The following is an 18,358-nucleotide window of genomic DNA, read 5'->3' as shown; positions in this document are numbered from 1 at the left end:
CGAGTGACCGCATCATCGTGGCTGCTGGTGGCCTTCCCTGCCCTCGGCGCGCTCGTCCTGCTGCTCATGGGCAAGCGCGCGAAGGCCTGGGGGCATCTGCTCGGCTGTGCCACCGTCACGCTGGCCTTCGTCTACGGCCTGATCCTGTTCTTCACCGCGAACACGGGCACCACGACGGACACCAAGCTGTACTCGTGGATCCCGGCCGGCGCGCTGCAGATCGACTTCGGGCTGCGGATCGACGCGCTGTCGCTGACGTTCGTGCTGCTCATCACCGGCGTCGGCATGCTGATCCACTTCTACTCGATCGGCTACATGGCCGACGACGAAGGCCGGTACCGCTTCTTCGCGTACCTGAACCTCTTCGTCGCGTCGATGCTGATCCTGGTGCTGGGCAACAGCTTCGTGACGCTGTACCTCGGCTGGGAAGGCGTCGGTCTCGCGTCCTACCTGCTCATCGGCTGGTACCAGGGCCGCCCGTCCGCCGCGACCGCGGCGAAGAAGGCGTTCCTGATGAACCGCGTCGGCGACGTGGGTCTCGCGCTGGCGATCTTCATCATGTTCAAGTACGCGGGCTCGACCGGCTACGCGCAGGTCTTCCAGGCGGTCGGCGACGGCAAGTTCTCGCCGGGGGCGATCACCGCGATGGCGATCCTGCTCCTGCTCGGCGCCTGCGGTAAGTCCGGCCAGTTCCCGCTGCAGGCCTGGCTCCCGGACGCGATGGAGGGCCCCACCCCGGTGTCGGCCCTGATCCACGCGGCGACGATGGTCACCGCCGGCGTCTACCTGGTGGCCCGCTCGAAGGACATCTTCAACGCCACCGAGGACGGCAGGCTGATCGTCACGCTCGTCGGCACGGTGACGCTGCTGCTCGGGTGCATCATCGGCTGCGCGTACGACGACATCAAGAAGGTCCTCGCGTACTCCACGGTCAGCCAGATCGGCTACATGATGCTGGCGGTCGGGCTCGGGCCCATCGCGTACGCGCTGGGCATCATGCACCTGGTCGCGCACGGCTTCTTCAAGGCCGGGCTCTTCCTCGGGGCCGGATCGGTCATGCACGGCATGAACGACGAGGTCGACATGCGGAAGTTCGGCGGCCTGCGCAAGAAGATGCCGATCACCTTCATCACGTTCGGCCTCGGCTACCTGGCCCTGATCGGTATCCCGCCGCTGTCGGGCTTCTTCACCAAGGACGCGATCATCGAAGCGGCCTTCAGCCAGGGCGGCTGGCGCGGCTGGGTGATGGGCGGCGCCGCGCTGCTGGGCGCCGGGCTCACCGCGTTCTACATGACGCGCCTGATGGTGATGACGTTCTTCGGCAAGGAGCGCTGGAAGGACATCAAGTCCAGCGACGGCCGCGACTTCCACCCGCACGAGTCCAAGTCGATCATGTGGATCCCGATGGCGGTGCTGGCGGTCGGCTCGGTCGGCGCCGGTGCGTTCTTCGCCCTCGGTGACCGCTTCGCCGAGTGGCTGACCCCGGCGGTCGGCGAGCTGGAGGAAGCCCACCACGCGCCGTTCGACGCCTGGGTGATCTCCGTCGCCGCGATCGTGTTCTCCGTGCTGGGCGTGCTGATCGCGTACCTGATCTTCCGCCGCGACGTCCCGGTCGAGCAGCCGCAGCGCGTCTCGTTCGTCACCCGTGCGGCCCGCAAGGACCTGTACGGCAACGCCCTCAACGAGACGCTGGTCGCCCGCCCGGGCACCTGGCTCTCGCGGGCGCTGGTGTTCGTGGACAACCGCGGCGTCGACGGCGCGGTCAACGGCCTGGCCGCCTCCCTCGGCGGCGGCTCCGGCCGGCTGAGGCGGCTCCAGACCGGGTTCGTCCGGTCCTACGCGCTCTCGATGCTGGGCGGCGCGTTCCTGCTTCTGGCGGCTCTCCTGCTGGTGAGGTTCTCCTGATGACCTGGTTGCTCATCCTCATCCTGGTGCCGCTCGCCGGTTCCCTGGTGCTGGCGTTCCTCAAGGGGAACGACCGCGCCGCGGTGCTGGCCGCGCTGGGGTTCTCGATCCTCGAGTTCCTGCTCGTGATCCCGTTCTGGCTCAGCTACTCGCCGTCCGGCGCGCGGCTGCAGCAGACGTCGAGCTTCGACTGGATCCCGAGCTTCGGCGTGCACATCGCGTTCGGCACGGACGGCATCTCGCTGATCATGATCGCGGTGATCGCGCTGCTGGTGCCGATCGTCGTCGGCGGCCTCGGCACGCTGGACAAGCTGCCGCCGGGTCGCAGCGCGGGCGGGTTCCTTTCGCTGATCCTGCTGCAGGAAGCGCTCACGATCGGCGTGTTCGCCGCGACCGACGTCTTCCTGTTCTACGTGCTGTTCGAGATCATGCTGATCCCGATGTACTTCCTGATCGGCGGCTACGGCGGCGCGAACCGGCAGTACGCGGCGGTGAAGTTCTTCCTCTACTCGTTCCTCGGCGGCCTGATCATGCTGGCCTCGGCGATCGGGGCGTACTCGCTCGCGAAGGACAAGCTCGGGCACGGCACGTTCGACTGGGCCACACTGGTGACGGTCGTCCGCGACGCGCCGCTGAGCACGCAGATCTGGCTGTTCCTCGGGTTCTTCCTGGCGTTCGCGATCAAGGCGCCGCTGGTGCCGTTCCACACCTGGCTGCCGGACGCGGCGGGGGAGGCGCCGATCGGCGTCGCCGTCCTGCTCGTCGGCGTGCTGGACAAGGTCGGCACGTTCGGGTTCCTGCGCTACTGCCTGCCGATGTTCCCGGACGCGAGCAAGACCCTCGCGCCGCTGGTGCTGGTGCTTTCGGTGATCGGTGTCCTTTACGGATCGATCCTCGCCGCGGGGCAGCGGGACATGAAGCGGTTCATCGCCTACGTGTCCATCGCGCACTTCGGTTTCATCTCGCTCGGCATCTTCGCGTTCAACGAGCAGGCGATGGTCGGCTCGGCGACGTACATGCTGAACCACAGCATCGCGACCGGCATGCTGATCGTGGTGATCGGCCTGGTGATCGCGCGCGGGGGCTCGTCGAAGATCTCCGACTACGGCGGCATGGCCAAGGTGACGCCGCTGCTGGCGGGCCTGTTCCTGCTCGCCGGTCTGTCCACGCTTTCGCTGCCGGGCACCAACTCGTTCGTCTCCGAGTTCCTGGTGCTCATCGGGGCGTTCGTGGACCAGCCGGTCTACACGATCCTCGCCACGGTGGGCATGGTCCTGGCCGCGGCTTACGTCCTGTGGCTCTACCAGCGCGTCATGCAGGGTCCCGTCCGCGGTGACGCCCTGGTGGGCGTCGGCGGCGGCCCGGGCACCGCGATCGCGCCGGAGCTGGGTGCGAAGAAGGCCATCCGCGACCTGAGCGGCCGCGAGATCGCGATCCTGGCGCCGCTGGTCGTGCTGGTCCTCTTCCTCGGCTTCTACCCGAAGCCGGTGCTCGACACAGTCACCCCGACGGTGCAGCAGACGCTGTCCGCGGTCCAGGGAGGCAAGTAACCGTGCTCGACATCCTCCTGACCCAGGCGCCGGAGCCGCCGATCACGACGCCGTCGGTGGACTACCCGGCGGTCCTGCCGATGCTGATCGTCTTCGGTGCGGCGTGCGTCAGCGTGCTGGTCGAGGCGTTCGCGTCGAAGCGCTCGCGCTTCGGCGTGCAGGTCGGGCTGAGCCTGGCGGCGATCGTCGCGGCCGGTGTCAGCCTGTTCCTCTACGCCACGGGTGACGCGCCCGCGGGCGGCGTGAAGACGTTCAGCGGCGCGATCTCGATCGACAAGCCGGCGCTGTTCCTCTGGGGCACGCTGCTCGCCCTGGCGGTCGGCGCGGTGCTGCTGATCTCCGACCGCGTGGTCGAGCCGGGCGGCGCGCTGGTCGCGCAGGCCGGCATCCGCCCGGGCACGGTCCAGGACCGCGCCCAGACGGCGACGGTCATGCAGACCGAAGTCTTCCCGCTGACGCTGTTCGCGCTCGGCGGCATGATGGCGTTCTGCGCGTCGAACGACCTGCTGACGATGTTCATCGCGCTGGAAGTGCTTTCGCTGCCGCTGTACCTGATGTGCGGCCTGGCCCGGCGCCAGCGGCTGCTGTCGCAGGAATCGGCGGTCAAGTACTTCCTGCTCGGCGCGTTCTCCTCGGCGTTCTTCCTCTATGGACTGGCGCTGCTGTACGGCTACGCGAACTCCGTGAAGCTGGGCGACATCGCGGCCGCGGCGGCGGGCTCGGACCGGTCGGACACGCTGCTGTTCGCGGGCCTCGGCCTGCTCGTGGTGGGCTTGCTGTTCAAGGGTTCGGTCGGCCCGTTCCACACGTGGACCCCGGACGTCTACCAGGGCGCGCCGACACCGGTGACGGCGTTCATGGCGGCGTGCACGAAGGTCGCGGCGTTCGGCGGGATCCTGCGGGTCCTGTCGGTGGCGTTCGGCTCGACCAGCTGGGAATGGCGTGGAGTCCTCTGGGGCGTCGCGATCATCTCGATGGTGATCGGTGCGGTGCTGGGTCTGACCCAGACGGACGTCAAGCGCATGATCGCGTACTCGTCGATCGCCCACGCGGGCTTCTTGCTGGTCGGCGCGATCGCGATCACGAAGGACGGGCTCTCGAGCACGCTGTTCTACCTGCTGGCGTACGGCTTCACGACGCTGGCGGCGTTCGGCGTGATCAGCCTGGTCCGCGATTCCTCGGGCGAGGCAACGCACCTCTCGGCGTGGGCCGGGCTGGCGAAGCGTTCGCCGTTGGTGGCCGGGGTCTTCACGTTCTTGCTGCTGGCGTTGGCGGGGATCCCGTTGACGTCCGGGTTCGTCGGCAAGTTCGTGGTGTTCTCGGCAGCGCTGTCGGACGGCATGGCCCCGCTGGTGGTGGTGGCCCTGGTGTTCAGCGCGGTGGCGGCGTTCTTCTACCTGCGTGTGATCGTCCTGATGTACTTCTCCGAGCCGGCGGCCGACGGCCCGTCGGTCTCGGTGCCGGGCTTCGGCACAGGAACGGCGATCTTCCTCGGCACGGCGGTGACGCTGATCCTCGGCCTGGTCCCGGCCTTCGCCCTGAGCTGGGCCGGCGCGGGCGGGTTCGCTTCCTGAGTTCGGTTTTCCGGCCGCCACTCTCCTTATCGGGGGGTGGCGGCTTTCGTTTTGTGGCTCAGTTGCCGCGGTTCGCCGGGGAAGACGCTGATGTAGCCATCGGCGAGCGCGACCCCGACGCGTCCCTCGGTCAGATCCAGGTAGTTGACCGTCGTGGTCCCGGCGTAGAGCTGCCCGAGGCCGAAGTGGGGCTGCCGGAAGAGGGCGTCGAGCTCCTGCGCTTCCCGGCTCCGCGCGGGGGCGTCGTCGAAGATGTCGCTTTCCTCGTGCGGTTCGAAGTCTTTCTGGGGGAGCGAGAAAGGCTTGATCGGCGCGGGCTCGTACGGCGGCAGGTTCGCGACGAGGGCGTCGGCAGGGTGGGTGTCGGGGGAGATTTCGGCGAGTTCGACGGTCTCGCCCCGGCAGACAACGCTGACAGCGGTCCGGTTCTGCGCGGCGACGAGGATGCCGATTTGGCTGGCGGTGTCCCGGGCGTAGGCGAAGAACTCGGTTTTCGGGCGGTCGATGAGGTGCAGCACGTCTTCGAATTCGGGCGTGAAGCCGTCGCCTTGGGTGAAGCCGTAATGGCTGAGTTCCTCGAAGGCTTCGCGGTTCGTGGTCTTCGTCGCCGACGGCGGGATATACCTGAGTCCTTGGGCGAAAACCGGGTGCGGATCGCCGCAGCCGGCGTTGCGCAGGGCGGTGAGCAGCGTGTTCAGGGTGAATTCGGCTTTGAGCATGTCTCTAGTTCTTGGGCCGGTTCTCGCCGATCACGGGCGGCATCGGCTTTTCGGTGAACCCGCCGAAGGTTTCGTCGGGATCGGGGTTGCGGAGGTAGGGAGCGGTTTTCTTTTCTTTGTCTTCTTCTTTGCCCCCGCGTCCCCCGCCGGGCGCGCCCATGGGCATGCCATTGGCCCCCCGAGCGCCGGCGGCACCCCGGGCGGCTGTTCCGCCGGGAAGCCGTTCCTCGGGCATACGGGCGCCGGTGTTCGCTCCGGGGGTTCGCATGCCTGTCCCTGGCGTTGATCCTGGGCCTGGGCCTGGGCGGTACCCGGTGCCGGTGCCGGTGCCGGTGTTCGTTCCGCTTCCGTAGCCGCCGGGCCCGAAGCCGCCACTCGTGTAGCCGCCGGTGCCAGGGCCGAACGGGGCGTAGGTGTTGTTCCCGCCAAGGTTGCCGCCGGACTGCCCGGTAGGCCCGAACTGATACCCACCTTGAGCGGCGGGCGGCGTGACGTAGCTGTTGGCGTGGGTGTTGTCCCGGTCATTGGTGCCGGGCTGGTGAACTTGGTTCTGGCTTTGAACCTGGTTCTGGGTTTGGTTCTGGTTCTGTTCCGTGAATTGATTCTGAACCTGGCTCTGTCCGGGTTGGACGGTCTGCCGGTTCTGTTGAGCGGGAACTTGCGGCTGCCGCGGGTTGCGCGCCCATTCACCGGTATCGCTGGGGCCGGCCTTGCGATCCGCATCATCCCGGGGACCGGTCATACCGATGGGCGCCCCGGAGTCGGCGAGTTGCGCGTACTGGGCGGGCATCTGCTTGCCATTGGTGCCGCTGGCGGAGTGATAGGCACTGAAGGCGTCGATGTTGGCCTGACTATCGGCCTGCCAGCCGGCGACCTTGGTGTTGTAGGACCCGAAACCGTCCCCATCGAGGGCACGAAGAAGATCCGCCGAGGTAAGTTCCGGTGGCTGGGGCGCAACGGGTTTGACGGAGTTCTTGGCGGTCCCAAAGGCATCCATCTGAGCACCAACAGCAGTCTGCGCAGTCTTGAGATGAACAGCATCATCAGCGGCGGCTTGAACGAGAGGAAGGGTGGCATCAGCGGCGGACTGACCGGCGCTGCCTTGCCATCCGGACATGGTCTTGGCTCGGAGGGAACTGATCCGCTGAGCCCGCTCAACCATCCGGCTGGTCAACTGACTGGCACTGACCTGTGCATCGGACAACGAGCCAAGGCCTTCGCCGCCTGTGATCTGCTCGTAAATTTGTGCCGCCGTCAACGGCCCTTCGGTAACCATCAGTTCGCTCCGCGGAGATTGCTGAGTACCTGTGAAGCAATGTCATGGGCCGCATCACAGGGATCTTTTCTACCGATATTGTCTTCAGATTGTGCGACATGGATGTCAACGGCTTGAGTGTCGCTCACTCCTAGCGCGACAGCGCAGCGGCCGCGAGTTGTTCGTTCATCGCTCACGCCATACGCCACGATAGGGAAACCATCGATAGTAGCCAGGGGCTGGAAGAACTGGTACTGCTTGCCCTGGGCTGCATAAACACTGGTCAGGCCGAGTTTGTCCGCAGCTGTGAATATTACCGCCACGCCGGCTTGGGAGACATCTGATGAGTCCCAGGCACAACTAGGGCCTGCTGGTGCTTGCGGGTCAGACTTTCCCGATACTGCGGAACCCAGCAGTTCCGTGATTTGAGTGGCGTTGAGTGCATCGCAAGGGGCTCGTTTGAACCGGGTGACATCGACCGGATGTTGAACCTTCGGGACTCCTGGACCTGGCACGGCGGTTCCATCCTCGGGCGAGCCGTTCGTGCTCGTTGTACCGCTCGAAGGTGACGGCCGACCCGGATTGGTAGTCGAGCACGCCGTGGTGGCCAGCACCAATGCGCTGAGCGTTAGAAGAGCGGTGCGGCGCATCAGAGACTGCCCCCGGTCTGCTTGATTACGGCGGTCTGGTCGTCCTCGGCTCGTGCATAACGTCCCAAGGCAGCCTTAAATTTAGCGGCCATGCCCCGGCAGTACTCCTCACGCTGGCTCAGCGTTTGTAGGAGGGCGTTCCCCGACTCTTGAATTCTTTCGGCATTGTCGCCGCTCGCGTACTCGGTGCCGGGTCCCCGAGTGCGGGCGAGGACGATCGCGGTCTCCTGGTCGAGCTTGAACTCGTTCGCCAGGTCGTTCCACTCGTGCATCAACTCACGAAGCGTCGCTTCGTCGTACTGGAAGCCCCCACTGCTCCCACCGCTCCCCGGCTCGCCCCCATAAGACCCCGCCCGCGGCGTGATCGGGCGCAGCGGCGCCCGTCGTGTGCCGTGTGGGTCGTAAATCGGCCCCTCAGGCATTGTGCAACCCCGTCGTCATCAGCTCTCCCCTAGCTTGCAGTGTGCTCCGCCCCGGGCACCCTGCGTATCCGACGGCCAGCAGACTACCAGGGTTCCCACACCCCAAAAGCCGGGAAAGAACGAGGGCCGCGGCCCCCTCGGCCGCGGCCCTCGGTTCACCTACGGGGTCGGTGAGCAGGACGTGTGGCCCAGCACCACCGATCCGCTGATTCCCGACGCCGGGAGGAAATTGATCTTCAGCATCGTCAAGCCGATGCTGCCGTCGCCCGGGAGGTTCTGCGTGTTGAACACCGCGTTCGCCAGCACCGTTCCGTTGGACTTCTTGATCGGCGACGTGTAGCCGACCGGGACCGGGCTCGGCGGGTTCGGGATGCCCGCCATGCCGCCGTACGTCCAGTTCGCGTTCGTCTGCGTCTGGGTCGCCGTGCACTTCACCGAGAACGTCGACAGCTTGACGCGCGGGCCGCCCGCGCTCACCAGGGCCGACAGCTCGAAGTTCTTGCCCGTCGCCGTGGACGTCGTCGTGGTCGCGTCCGTGTTGGGGTCCGTCACCGTCGTCGTGCAGGACGACGTGCCGCCGCCGAAGGTGATGCCCGTCTTCGCCACCACCTGGGCCGTCGCGCTCGTCGGGCCGTCCACCGAACAGTGGCCCTGGTTCGGGACCTTGATCGTCGAGCCCGCCTTCGTGAACTCGGCCGAGCCGATGTTCGCCACGCCCGGTTGCGGTGCGGCCTGCGCGGGCGCCGCCACGGCCAGGCCGGCCAGCATCAGTGTCCCGGCGAGCGCGGCCCGCCTCGCGATGGTGTTGCGCATGTCGCGTCCTCCTTGACGACCGGGGAGAGCGACGCTCTTCCTCGAGCTGAATATCCGCCCGCCGGAGACGTCCGTTGCGCCCGAAACCGCTGATCACCCCTTCGTGGATCATGAACCACCCGTCGGATGATCCCTTCGGTATCCGGATACAACCCTGTATAACGCGCAGGCCGCGGGCCGTGTCCTCGTCCGGGGCAGGTTCGACCGGCCCGCCCAGGGCCACCCGCGAGACCAGTCCGAGCCGAGGGCCGGGGAACCGGTGGAGCGCGAGGTGCCGTTCAGGTGTCATGTTCGTCACCGTTTCCGCAGGACAGCGGGTAAACGACCGCGCGGGGTAGCCACTACGCTCAAGACATAACCCGACCGGTGCACGAGTAGAGCGGAGCCGACGTGTCTGTGCCATCCCCAGCCCCCGGGGCGGGATCCCTCCCCGCTGCGCCGGGTGGCGCCCTCGAGGACCTGCGCGCGTCGGTCGGCCTGCAGATCGCCGACGAGACCCTGCTGCGCGCGATCGCCGGCGGGCTGGCCGACGTCGAGAAGCTGCTTCGCGAGGTCGTCCGCAGCGATGTCCAGGCCGTCAACGACGCCGCGTTGCACCTGGTCGAGGCGGGGGGCAAACGCTTCCGTCCGCTCTTCACGCTGCTGTCCGCGCAGTTCGGCCCGAAGCAGGACGACCACGTCGTGATCGCCGCCGCCGCGGTCGAGCTGGTGCACCTCGCCACGCTCTACCACGACGACGTCATGGACGAGGCGGACATGCGGCGCGGCGCCGAGAGCGTCAACGCGCGCTGGGACAACACCATCGCCATCCTCACCGGCGACTTCCTGTTCGCCCACGCCTCGCGCCTGGTCGCCGACCTCGGCACGGACGCCGCGCGGATCATCGCCGAGACCTTCGGCGAGCTGGTCACCGGCCAGATGCGCGAGACCGTCGGTCCCGGCCCGGGTGACGACGCCGTCGCGCACTACCTCACCGTGATCGCGCAGAAGACCGGGTCGCTGATCGCCACGTCCGGCCGCTTCGGCGGCATGATGTCCGGCGCCGCCGAGGAGCACATCCAGGCGCTGCGCCGGTTCGGTGACATCATCGGCACCGCGTTCCAGATCTCCGACGACATCATCGACATCGCCTCGCCGTCCGACGAGCTCGGCAAGGCCCAGGGCACCGACCTGCGCGAAGGCGTCCGGACGCTGCCCATGCTGTACGCGCTGGCCGACCCGGGCACGGACCCACGGCTCATCGAGCTGCTGTCCGGCCCGATCGCCGACGACACCGTCGTCCAGGAGGCCTTGGAGCTGCTGCGGGCGAGTAGCGGACTCGATCGAGCACGCGTCACCCTTTCCGACTACGCTCAGCGCGCGCGAGCCGAGCTCGCCGCGTTGCCCGCGTCACCCGCCCGGGACGCGTGCGAGTCGGTCGCCGACTACCTGGTCGCGCGCACGCACTAAACAGGGGCAGGAAAAAGAGATGTCCATTTTCGGACAGGTATGGCTGTGGAGTCTCGCGGCGTTCTTCGTCGGGGTGCTGCTCACCTGGCTGGTGCTGGTGCTGCCGCTCCGCAAGAGCGTCCGCAAGCTGGAGAGTTCGCTGGCGCAGGCCCACGCCGACGCCGCGCGCACCCCCGCGAACGCCGCCGGGCTGGCCGCGCCGGGCACCGAGGTCTTCGCCCGGCCGGAGCCGCGGCCCGAGCCGCGCCCCCAGTCGCGCCCGGAACCGGAGCCCGCCCGGCAGGAGACCTCCTACCCGGGCACGCTCGTCGCCCCGGCGCCGTACAACCGCGACGAGGTCCACGACGACATCGACGAGGACTTCGCGGAGCTGGACTCCCAGGTGCCGCCGGGGACGCACCCGGATCCCGACGACTCCTTCCGGCCGGCGCCGGAGCCCGACGACGCTTCGTACCGGGCTTCGGAGACGCAGTTCCTGACCCCGGTCGCCGAGCCGGAGGACGAAGACCCGTACCGCGCCGCCGCGACCGAGTACCTGGCGCCGGAGGACGAGCCAGAGCCCGCCACGCCGGCGTTGTCCCGGCTCGAGCGGCAGCTCGACCCGGAACCCGCCGCCGGTTCGCTGTTCCGGCCGCCGGGGGAGGACGCGCCGGCGCCGGACTGGTTCGACCACGAGCAGCCGAGCGAGCGGTCGGCGTTCGAGGAGCCGATGGAGCGCACGCGCTACCTGGCGGTCGGCGGCGAGCAGGTCGAAGAGGCCGAAGTGGACGAGCCGGAGGACGTGCCGCAGTACGCGTTCGCCGGCGACGACACCGGGGCCAACGGCGAGCTGGACGTGCCGCCCGAGACCCCGGCCGAGGCGACGCAGGTGCTGCCGAAGCGGCAGCCGCGGGAGGCGTTGCGCGGCGGATTCGAGGCGCCGCAACCGATCCAGCCGTCGATGCGCACCGTCGAGCGGCGCGAGACCGACCATTCCGGCGCGCACAGCGGCTCGCTGTTCGAGCCGTCGGTGCAGCCGAACCAGGCCGCGCAGGCGGCACCGGAGCCGCCTCCCGCGCGTGAGGCGGCCGGCGACGCTGTTCCACCCGGCCCGTTCGGCCCCGGCTCGGCGATGCCGCGGCCCGGTGGCGGGCGGCCCGGGGACGGGTTCGAAGTGAAGGCCAGCGTGACGGCGTTGCGGTACTGCACCGACGAATCGGCGCAGTTCCCGAAGATGGTGGCCGAGGTGTGGTTCCGGACCGCCGAGGACGCCGAGCGGGTCGGGTTCCGGCCGCTCAGCTGACTTTTCATGAAGGGCACCTTTCATGGCCTTAAGAGCCATAAAGGTGCCCTTCATGGCGTTCAGGCCGCTTGGAACAAGACCATGGCCGCACCGCCGGGGTCGGTGACCACCACCAGGGAGCCGACCGGCAGATCGGTGCGCTCGCGCACGATCTTTCCGCCCAGCTCCACCGCTTTCGCCGCCGCGGTGTCCACATCGGACACCGGCGCGTAGGGCAGCCACTGCGGCGCGCGGTCGTCGTCGGGAGCCAGCTCCGTCAGGCCGCCCCAGGGCTTGCCGTCGGCGGTCAGCAGCGGGCCGGAGGTCTGCCAGCCCAGCAGCTCGCCGAAGAACCGCCTGCTGCCGTCCACATCGGACGTCCGGACGTCGAAGAACACGAAAGGTCGCATCACCCAAACCTTAGGACACGTGTCCCAATCTTGGCAACCCCGAAATGCCCTGAAGGCCACCAACAGAGCATCCAGTGCCCTGATGGTGGCCTTCAGAGGCGTTCGGTCAGGCGACCGTCCAGGTGTCCTTGCCGCGCAGCAGCCCCTGCAGGTCGGGGGTGCGGGCCGCGCGGGCCTGCTCGACCTGGGCGCGGGCGCCGTCGTCGTACGTCGGGCGCTCGACCTGGCGGAGGATGCCCGTCGGGACGTGGTTGAGGCTCTGGTCGCCCAGGCGCGACAGTGCGAACGCGTACGACGTGTCGTGGATCGACGGGTCGTGCACCACGACGTTGTCCTCGCCGATGTCCGCGACCTTCGCGACGTCGAGGCCGCCCCAGTCGCCGCGCTTGACGCCGAACTCCTGGTTCGGGCCGAACCGGATCGGCTCGCCGGCGCGCAGCGGGATCAGGCGGGTGGCGGCTTCGTCGGCGTCCTTGAGGACGTCGAACGCGCCGTCGTTGAAGATCGGGCAGTTCTGGTAGATCTCCACCAGCGCCGACCCGCGGTGCTCCGCCGCGGCCTGCAGGACCTCGGTGAGGCCCTTGCGGTCGGAGTCCATCGCGCGCCCGACGAACGACGCCTCCGCGCCGATCGCCAGCGAAAGCGGGTTGAACGGCGTGTCCACCGACCCCATCGGCGTCGACTTGGTGACCATGCCCTGGCCCGACGTCGGGGAGTACTGGCCCTTGGTCAGGCCGTAGATCCGGTTGTTGAACAACAGGATCTTGATGTTCACGTTGCGGCGCAGCGCGTGGATCAGGTGGTTGCCGCCGATGGACAGCGCGTCGCCGTCACCGGTGACGACCCACACCGACAGGTCCGGGCGTGTGGTGGCCAGGCCGGTCGCGATCGACGGCGCGCGGCCGTGGATCGAGTGCATGCCGTAGGTGTTGAGGTAGTACGGGAAGCGCGACGAGCAGCCGATGCCCGAGATGAACACGATGTTCTCGCGCTTGAGGCCGAGCGTGGGCAAGAACGACTGCACCGCGTTCAGCACGACGTAGTCGCCGCAGCCGGGACACCAGCGGACCTCCTGGTCCGACTTGTAGTCCTTGGCCTTCTGCGGCTCTTCGGTGGTGGGCACAAGGTCCAGGCCACCGATGGCCGGGAGCCCGATGTCGATTGCGGTCATTGTTTCGCCGCCTCCGTAGTAACGCCGGTGATGATCTCCGAGAACAGGTTCTGCAGCTCTTCCGCCTTGAACGCCATCCCGGCGACCTTGGTGTGCGAGTGGACGTCCACCAGGTACTTGGCGCGCAGCAGCAGGGACAGCTGGCCGAGGTTCATCTCCGGGACCACGACGCGGTCGTAGCTGCGGAGGATGTCGCCGAGGTTGGCCGGCAGCGGGTTGAGGTGGCGCAGGTGGGCCTGCGCGATCGGCATCCCGAGCTTGCGCACCCGCCGGCAGGCCGCGCCGATCGGGCCGAACGACGAACCCCAGCCCAGCGCCAGGACGCGCGCCTTGCCGCCGGAGGGATCGTCGACGGCCAGGTCGGGGACGTCGATGCCGTCGATCTTCGCCTGCCGCAGCCGGACCATCTTGTCGTGGTTGTCCGGGTCGTAGGAGATGTGGCCGGTCTTGTCGGCCTTCTCCAGCCCGCCGATGCGGTGCTGCAGCCCCGGCGTGCCCGGGACGGCCCAGGCGCGGGCCAGCGTCTCGGGGTCGCGCACGTACGGCCAGAACTCGCCGGAGTCGTTGTCGGCGTTCGGCTCGGACGCGAACTCGACGCGCAGGTCGGGCAGCGTCTCGACGTCCGGGATCAGCCACGGCTCGGAGCCGTTGGCGATCGCGCCGTCGGAGAGCAGCAGCACGGGGGTGCGGTACTTCAGCGCGATCCGGGTGGCCTCGACGGCCGCGTCGAAGCAGTCGGCGGGGGACAGCGGCGCGACGATCGGGACCGGCGACTCGCCGTTGCGGCCGAACATCGCCTGCAGCAGGTCGGCCTGCTCGGTCTTGGTCGGCAGGCCGGTGGACGGGCCACCGCGCTGGACGTCGATGACGACCAGCGGCAGCTCCACCATCACGCCGAGGCCGACGGCTTCGGACTTCAGTGCGACACCCGGGCCGGACGTCGACGTGACGCCGAGCGCGCCGCCGTAGGACGCGCCGAGAGCGGCGCCGATGCCGGCGATCTCGTCCTCGGCCTGGAAGGTGATGATGCCGAAGTTCTTGTGCTTGGACAGCTCGTGGAGGATGTCCGACGCCGGCGTGATCGGGTAGGTCCCGAGCAGGATCTGCAGGCCGGAGCGCTGCCCGGCGGCCACGATCCCGTAGGCGAGCGCGGTGTTGCCGGTGATCTGCCGGTAGGTGCCCTGGGCCAGCTTGGCCGGCGCGACCTGGAACGTCGTCGCGAACGACTCGGTGGTCTCGCCGTAGTTCCAGCCGGCGCGGAAGGCGAGGATGTTGGCCTCGGCGATGTCCGGCTTCTTGGCGAACTTCTCGCGCAGGAACTGCTCGGTGCCGTCAGTGGGCCGGTGGTACATCCACGACAGCAGGCCGAGGGCGAACATGTTCTTGCAGCGCTCGGCGTCCTTCTTGCCGAGGCCGGTGTCGGCGAGCGCGCCCTGGGTCAGGGTCGACATGGCGACCCGGTGGACCTGGTAGGGGCTGAGCGTGTCGTCGTCGAGCGGGTCGGTCGCGTAGCCGACCTTGGTCAGGTTGCGCTTGATGAAGTCGTCGGTGTTGAGGATGATCGTCCCGCCGCGCGGGACGTCGCCGAGGTTCGCCTTGAGCGCGGCCGGGTTCATCGCCACCAGCACGTCGGGGCGGTCGCCGGGGGTGAGGATGTCGTAGTCGGCGAAGTGCACCTGGAACGAGGAGACGCCGGGGATCGTGCCCTGCGGGGCCCGGATCTCGGCGGGGAAGTTCGGCATCGTCGACAGGTCGTTGCCGAACGCGGCGGCCTCGGACGTGAAGCGGTCGCCGGTCAGCTGCATGCCGTCACCCGAGTCGCCCGCGAACCGGATGACGACCCGGTCCAGCTTGCTGATCTCGGTGGGCCTGGTTGCGGCGAGCGAGCCGTGACCAGCGCCGTTGCCGTTCGCACTCGTGCTCATGGGTCAGGGATTCCCTCTCTCCCGACGTCGTGGCCATCGGTCACCTGCCCGGTGTCGTGACACGCGGGTCACCAGGCTCTACCACGAGGTTAGCTCGCGCCCGACCACGATGTTCCTAGACTCCCGCCGTCCGGAACGACCTCATTGCTGCGCTAACGCGTCTTCTGTGCTGGTCCGACAAATATGTGTGACCGATGGTAACAGGTAACCCCTGTCCTCGCTGTGACTCGGGTCTCGCCTAGGGGTGTCCACTTCCTGGGATCAGGAATGGGACCGGATCCGTGCCCGCATGGCCTCGAGCCGCTCGGCGAATTCGGGTGAGGCCAGCGACGCGAGCTGCGGCTCGATCTCGACGTCGACGGCATCGGCGTGCGTGGCCAGGGAGGCGGTCGTCCGCAGGCTGCGCTTGGTGGCCAGGAGCGCCTCACGCGGCGCGGCGACTGCGGGTGCGGCGAACTCCCTCGCGGCGGCGACGAGGTCGCCTTCGACGACCCGCAGCGCCAGCCCGGCGCGCACGGCCGCTTCGGCGTCGAGCGGCTGCCCGAACAACGTCAGCGCCGCGGCCTGCTGGGGACCGGCCAGCCGCTGCGTCATCCACGTCATGCCGCCGCCGGGGTGCAGCCCGAGCTCGAGGAACCGGGCGACGAACTTCGCGCGCGGCCCGGCCAGCCGGACGTCGGCGGCGAGCGCCAGGTTCAGCCCCGCGCCGACGGCGGCGCCCCCGACCGCGGCGATGGTCGGCAGCGTGCAGCGCGCGACGGCGAGGAAGCCCTCGTAGATGGCGCGTAGGCCGGCCTCGTCGGCGCTGCCCAGCGCGGAGAGGTCGGCGCCGGCGCAGAACGCGGGCGGCGTGCCGGTGACGACGACGGCGTGGACCTCTTCGTCCCGTTCCGCGGCTTCGACGGCGGCCACGAGCTGGGCGGAGAGGTCGAGGGTGAGCGCGTTGCGGCTGCCGGGCGCGTCGACGGTCAGCAGCGCGACGCCACCGGTGTGCTCGCTGACGATGCTGTCGGTCATCCGGTCAGGGTATGGGCACCCTCCGCCGGGCCGGCGCTCACTCCTCCGGCGTGGGCGGCCGCTCCAGCAGCCGCGAAAGCACCACCGTCGACACCGTCCGGTCCACGATCTCCAGCCCGCGCAGCCGCTCCAACGCCGTCTCGAGATGGTGGATGTCCGCCGCCCGCAGGTGGACGATCGCGTCCGCCGCGCCCGACACCGTGTACGCCGCCACGACCTCCGGCAGCGGCTCCAGGCGGGCCCGGATGCGAGCCGGGGTGATGTTGCCCTGGCACGTGACCTCGACGAACGCCTCCGTGCCCCAGCCGAGTGCCTCCGGGTCGACCACCGCCGTGAAGCCCCGGAGGATGCCCGTTTCGAGGAGCCGGTCGACCCGCCGCTTCACCGCCGGGGCGGACAAGCCGACCACTTTGCCGATCTCCGCGTAGCTGGAGCGCGCGTTCGCCACGAGGCACGAAACGATTCGCTGGTCGATGGTGTTCACACGCAACACTTAGCACAGATACGCGCAGCGAACAGCGATTGATTGCGATATTGGGGGCGTCTTACCCTGCAATCATGCAGGGAACATCGCCGATGCGCGTACCGACCACCCGTCGATACCTGATGTGCCCCCCGCGTCACTTCGCGGTGGACTACGTGATCAACCCCTGGATGGACCCGACCCAGCCGGTCAGCGCCGCCGTCGCCGTCGCGCAGTGGACCGAGCTGCGCGACACCTACCGCCGTCTCGGCCACACCGTCGAGGAGATCGACCCCCAGCCAGGCCTGCCCGACATGGTCTTCGCCGCGAACTCCGGCACGGTCGTCGACGGCCGCGTCCTCGGCTCGCGGTTCCGCGCGCCGCAGCGCGCCGCCGAGGCCGAGCACTTCCGCCGCTGGTTCGTCGAGCACGGCTACCGCGACATCACCATGCCCGAGAAGATCAACGAGGCCGAAGGCGACTTCGCCTGGACCGGCACCCTGCTGCTGGCCGGCACCGGCTTCCGCACCGACCCGGCCGCCCACGCCGAGGCGCAGGAGGTCCTCGGCGTCCCGGTCGTCTCGTTGCACCTGGTCGACCCGCTCTACTACCACCTCGACACGGCGTTGTTCGTGCTCGCCGAGTCGACCGACACGACGCGCGCGCAGATCGTCTACTACCCGGAGGCGTTCTCGGCCGGCTCGCGCCGCGTGCTGGAGCGGCTCTTCCCGGACGCCGTGCTCGCGACGAAGGAAGACGCCGAGTGCTTCGGCCTCAACGGCGTGTCCGACGGCCGCAACGTCGTCCTGCCCCTCGAGGCCACCCGATTGGGTGAACTGCTCGCCGATCGGGGGTACGAGCCGGTCTACGTCGACATCTCTGAGCTGCGGAAAGCCGGCGGCGGCCCGAAGTGCTGCACGCTGGAAATCCGGAAGGGCTGATTTTCCGGAAAACCTGTAACTCACCCGTTTGCCATGGCGATTAATCGAAGTAACAAATCGACTACTCGCGGTGGCAGGCGGTGAGAACGGTGACGGTGAACCTTGCCTTGCACGGGATCGGGCGGCCGGCTCGTCAGCTCGACCCCGGCGAGGACGAGCGCTGGGTGACGGTCGAGCAGTTCGAGCAGGTGCTGGAAGTCGTCGCCGAGCGCGACGACGTCCACCTGACCTTCGACGACGGCAACGAGTCCGACGTCGAGATCGCCCTGCCGCGGCTGGTCGACCGCGGGATGACGGCGGAGTTCTTCCCGCTCGCCGGCCGCCTCGGCCAGCGCGGCTACGTCGATCGCGCCGGCCTGCGCGATCTCGTGCGGGCGGGGATGGAGGTCGGCTCGCACGGCTGGGAGCCGCGCGACTGGCGCCGCCTCGACGACCGGCACGCCCGCCGTGAGCTGGCGGACGCGCCGAAGCTCCTCGGCGACCTGTGCGGCCGCCCGGTGCGGCGGTTCTCGCTGCCGTTCGGCGCGTACGACCGGCGGGTGCTGTCCCGGCTGCGGCAGGCGGGCGCGACGCGGGTGTACACGAGCGACGGCGGCGCGGCGAGCCACGACGGGTGGCTGCAGGCGCGGACCGAGCTCAGCCACGATCTCGACGACGACTGGCTGGACGACCTGCTCGTCGCCGGGCACGGGCGGGCCGGGAACTGGGTGAGCCGCGTGTTCCGGCGCGCTGTCCGTTAAGCCTGGTTCCGCCGAACCGGCCGGTCCCGGCCAACGGCACACCGCCCGAACCCGTCTCACGCCGCCGACTGCGGTGAGCAGCCTTTTCGTCAA

General features: G+C 68.8%; 17 protein-coding genes. 7 read left to right on the top strand and 10 right to left on the bottom strand.

Annotation, left to right across the window (positions count from 1 at the left end):
* The first annotated feature begins 3 nt into the window (after positions 1 to 3).
* Genes nuoL through nuoN form a run of 3 tightly spaced genes read left to right on the top strand, consistent with a single transcriptional unit; the run spans position 4 to position 5,029 of the window.
* Positions 4 to 1,905, top strand: a complete 1,902-nt coding sequence (gene nuoL / locus AB0M59_RS18115; RefSeq protein ID WP_364616170.1) for an NADH-quinone oxidoreductase subunit L — start codon at positions 4 to 6, stop codon at positions 1,903 to 1,905.
* Positions 1,905 to 3,455, top strand: a complete 1,551-nt coding sequence (locus tag AB0M59_RS18110) for an NADH-quinone oxidoreductase subunit M (protein ID WP_364616167.1) — start codon at positions 1,905 to 1,907, stop codon at positions 3,453 to 3,455. The genes nuoL and AB0M59_RS18110 overlap by 1 nt, the downstream gene beginning before the upstream one ends.
* A gap of 2 nt (positions 3,456 to 3,457) precedes the next feature.
* Complete coding sequence (gene nuoN / locus AB0M59_RS18105; protein ID WP_364616164.1) at positions 3,458 to 5,029, top strand: NADH-quinone oxidoreductase subunit NuoN; 1,572 nt, start codon at positions 3,458 to 3,460, stop codon at positions 5,027 to 5,029.
* Between the two features lie 26 nt (positions 5,030 to 5,055).
* Here nuoN and AB0M59_RS18100 read toward each other — a convergent pair whose 3' ends face one another.
* From AB0M59_RS18100 to AB0M59_RS18080, 5 genes are all read right to left on the bottom strand, one after another.
* Positions 5,056 to 5,748 carry an ESX secretion-associated protein EspG gene (locus tag AB0M59_RS18100; protein WP_364616161.1) on the bottom strand — a complete coding sequence of 231 codons (693 nt, stop codon included), beginning with the start codon at positions 5,746 to 5,748 and terminating at the stop codon, positions 5,056 to 5,058.
* A 4-nt stretch (positions 5,749 to 5,752) separates the two neighbouring features.
* Entirely contained in the window at positions 5,753 to 7,024 is a 1,272-nt protein-coding gene (locus AB0M59_RS18095; protein ID WP_364616158.1) for a hypothetical protein, read from the bottom strand.
* Positions 7,024 to 7,653 (bottom strand): DUF3558 domain-containing protein, encoded by a 630-nt coding sequence (locus tag AB0M59_RS18090; RefSeq protein ID WP_364616156.1) that lies wholly within the window; start codon positions 7,651 to 7,653, stop codon positions 7,024 to 7,026. The genes AB0M59_RS18095 and AB0M59_RS18090 overlap by 1 nt, the downstream gene beginning before the upstream one ends.
* A complete protein-coding gene (locus tag AB0M59_RS18085) occupies positions 7,653 to 7,925 on the bottom strand; it encodes a hypothetical protein (protein WP_364616153.1) in 273 nt (90 codons plus the stop codon). Before AB0M59_RS18085 ends, AB0M59_RS18090 begins: the two co-directional genes overlap by 1 nt.
* A 309-nt stretch (positions 7,926 to 8,234) precedes the next feature.
* On the bottom strand, positions 8,235 to 8,888 hold the full coding sequence (locus AB0M59_RS18080; protein ID WP_364616150.1) for a hypothetical protein: 654 nt from the start codon (positions 8,886 to 8,888) through the stop codon (positions 8,235 to 8,237).
* A 396-nt stretch (positions 8,889 to 9,284) separates the two neighbouring features.
* On the opposite strand from AB0M59_RS18080, the gene AB0M59_RS18075 reads away from it, so the two are divergent.
* Positions 9,285 to 10,337, top strand: a complete 1,053-nt coding sequence (locus AB0M59_RS18075; protein ID WP_364616491.1) for a polyprenyl synthetase family protein — start codon at positions 9,285 to 9,287, stop codon at positions 10,335 to 10,337.
* A 19-nt stretch (positions 10,338 to 10,356) separates the two neighbouring features.
* The gene (locus tag AB0M59_RS18070) at positions 10,357 to 11,619 is read left to right on the top strand and encodes a hypothetical protein (RefSeq protein WP_364616148.1); all 1,263 of its coding nucleotides are present in this window, start codon (positions 10,357 to 10,359) and stop codon (positions 11,617 to 11,619) included.
* 59 nt (positions 11,620 to 11,678) lie between these two features.
* Here AB0M59_RS18070 and AB0M59_RS18065 read toward each other — a convergent pair whose 3' ends face one another.
* The 5 genes from AB0M59_RS18065 to AB0M59_RS18045 all read right to left on the bottom strand — a co-directional run bounded on the left by AB0M59_RS18065 (position 11,679) and on the right by AB0M59_RS18045 (position 16,605).
* Positions 11,679 to 12,008 carry a VOC family protein gene (locus AB0M59_RS18065; protein WP_364616145.1) on the bottom strand — a complete coding sequence of 110 codons (330 nt, stop codon included), beginning with the start codon at positions 12,006 to 12,008 and terminating at the stop codon, positions 11,679 to 11,681.
* Positions 12,009 to 12,114: 106 nt separating this feature from the next.
* On the bottom strand, positions 12,115 to 13,179 hold the full coding sequence (locus tag AB0M59_RS18060) for a 2-oxoacid:ferredoxin oxidoreductase subunit beta (protein ID WP_364616142.1): 1,065 nt from the start codon (positions 13,177 to 13,179) through the stop codon (positions 12,115 to 12,117).
* Complete coding sequence (locus tag AB0M59_RS18055) at positions 13,176 to 15,104, bottom strand: 2-oxoacid:acceptor oxidoreductase subunit alpha (protein ID WP_364616139.1); 1,929 nt, start codon at positions 15,102 to 15,104, stop codon at positions 13,176 to 13,178. The genes AB0M59_RS18060 and AB0M59_RS18055 overlap by 4 nt, the downstream gene beginning before the upstream one ends.
* A 261-nt stretch (positions 15,105 to 15,365) precedes the next feature.
* Positions 15,366 to 16,121 (bottom strand): enoyl-CoA hydratase, encoded by a 756-nt coding sequence (locus tag AB0M59_RS18050; RefSeq protein ID WP_364616136.1) that lies wholly within the window; start codon positions 16,119 to 16,121, stop codon positions 15,366 to 15,368.
* Positions 16,122 to 16,158: 37 nt separating this feature from the next.
* Positions 16,159 to 16,605 carry an Lrp/AsnC family transcriptional regulator gene (locus tag AB0M59_RS18045; protein ID WP_026468878.1) on the bottom strand — a complete coding sequence of 149 codons (447 nt, stop codon included), beginning with the start codon at positions 16,603 to 16,605 and terminating at the stop codon, positions 16,159 to 16,161.
* 74 nt (positions 16,606 to 16,679) lie between these two features.
* Between AB0M59_RS18045 and ddaH the strand changes: the two genes are divergently transcribed.
* The gene (gene ddaH, locus AB0M59_RS18040; protein WP_364616133.1) at positions 16,680 to 17,525 is read left to right on the top strand and encodes a dimethylargininase; all 846 of its coding nucleotides are present in this window, start codon (positions 16,680 to 16,682) and stop codon (positions 17,523 to 17,525) included.
* A gap of 80 nt (positions 17,526 to 17,605) precedes the next feature.
* On the top strand, positions 17,606 to 18,265 hold the full coding sequence (locus AB0M59_RS18035) for a polysaccharide deacetylase family protein (protein ID WP_364616130.1): 660 nt from the start codon (positions 17,606 to 17,608) through the stop codon (positions 18,263 to 18,265).
* Positions 18,266 to 18,358 lie beyond the last annotated feature (93 nt).

Source organism: Amycolatopsis sp. NPDC051371 (genome assembly GCF_040682155.1).
Lineage (GTDB): Bacteria > Actinomycetota > Actinomycetes > Mycobacteriales > Pseudonocardiaceae > Amycolatopsis.
Note: the sequence above shows the minus strand (reverse complement) of the source record. Positions and strands in the feature narration are given on the sequence as shown.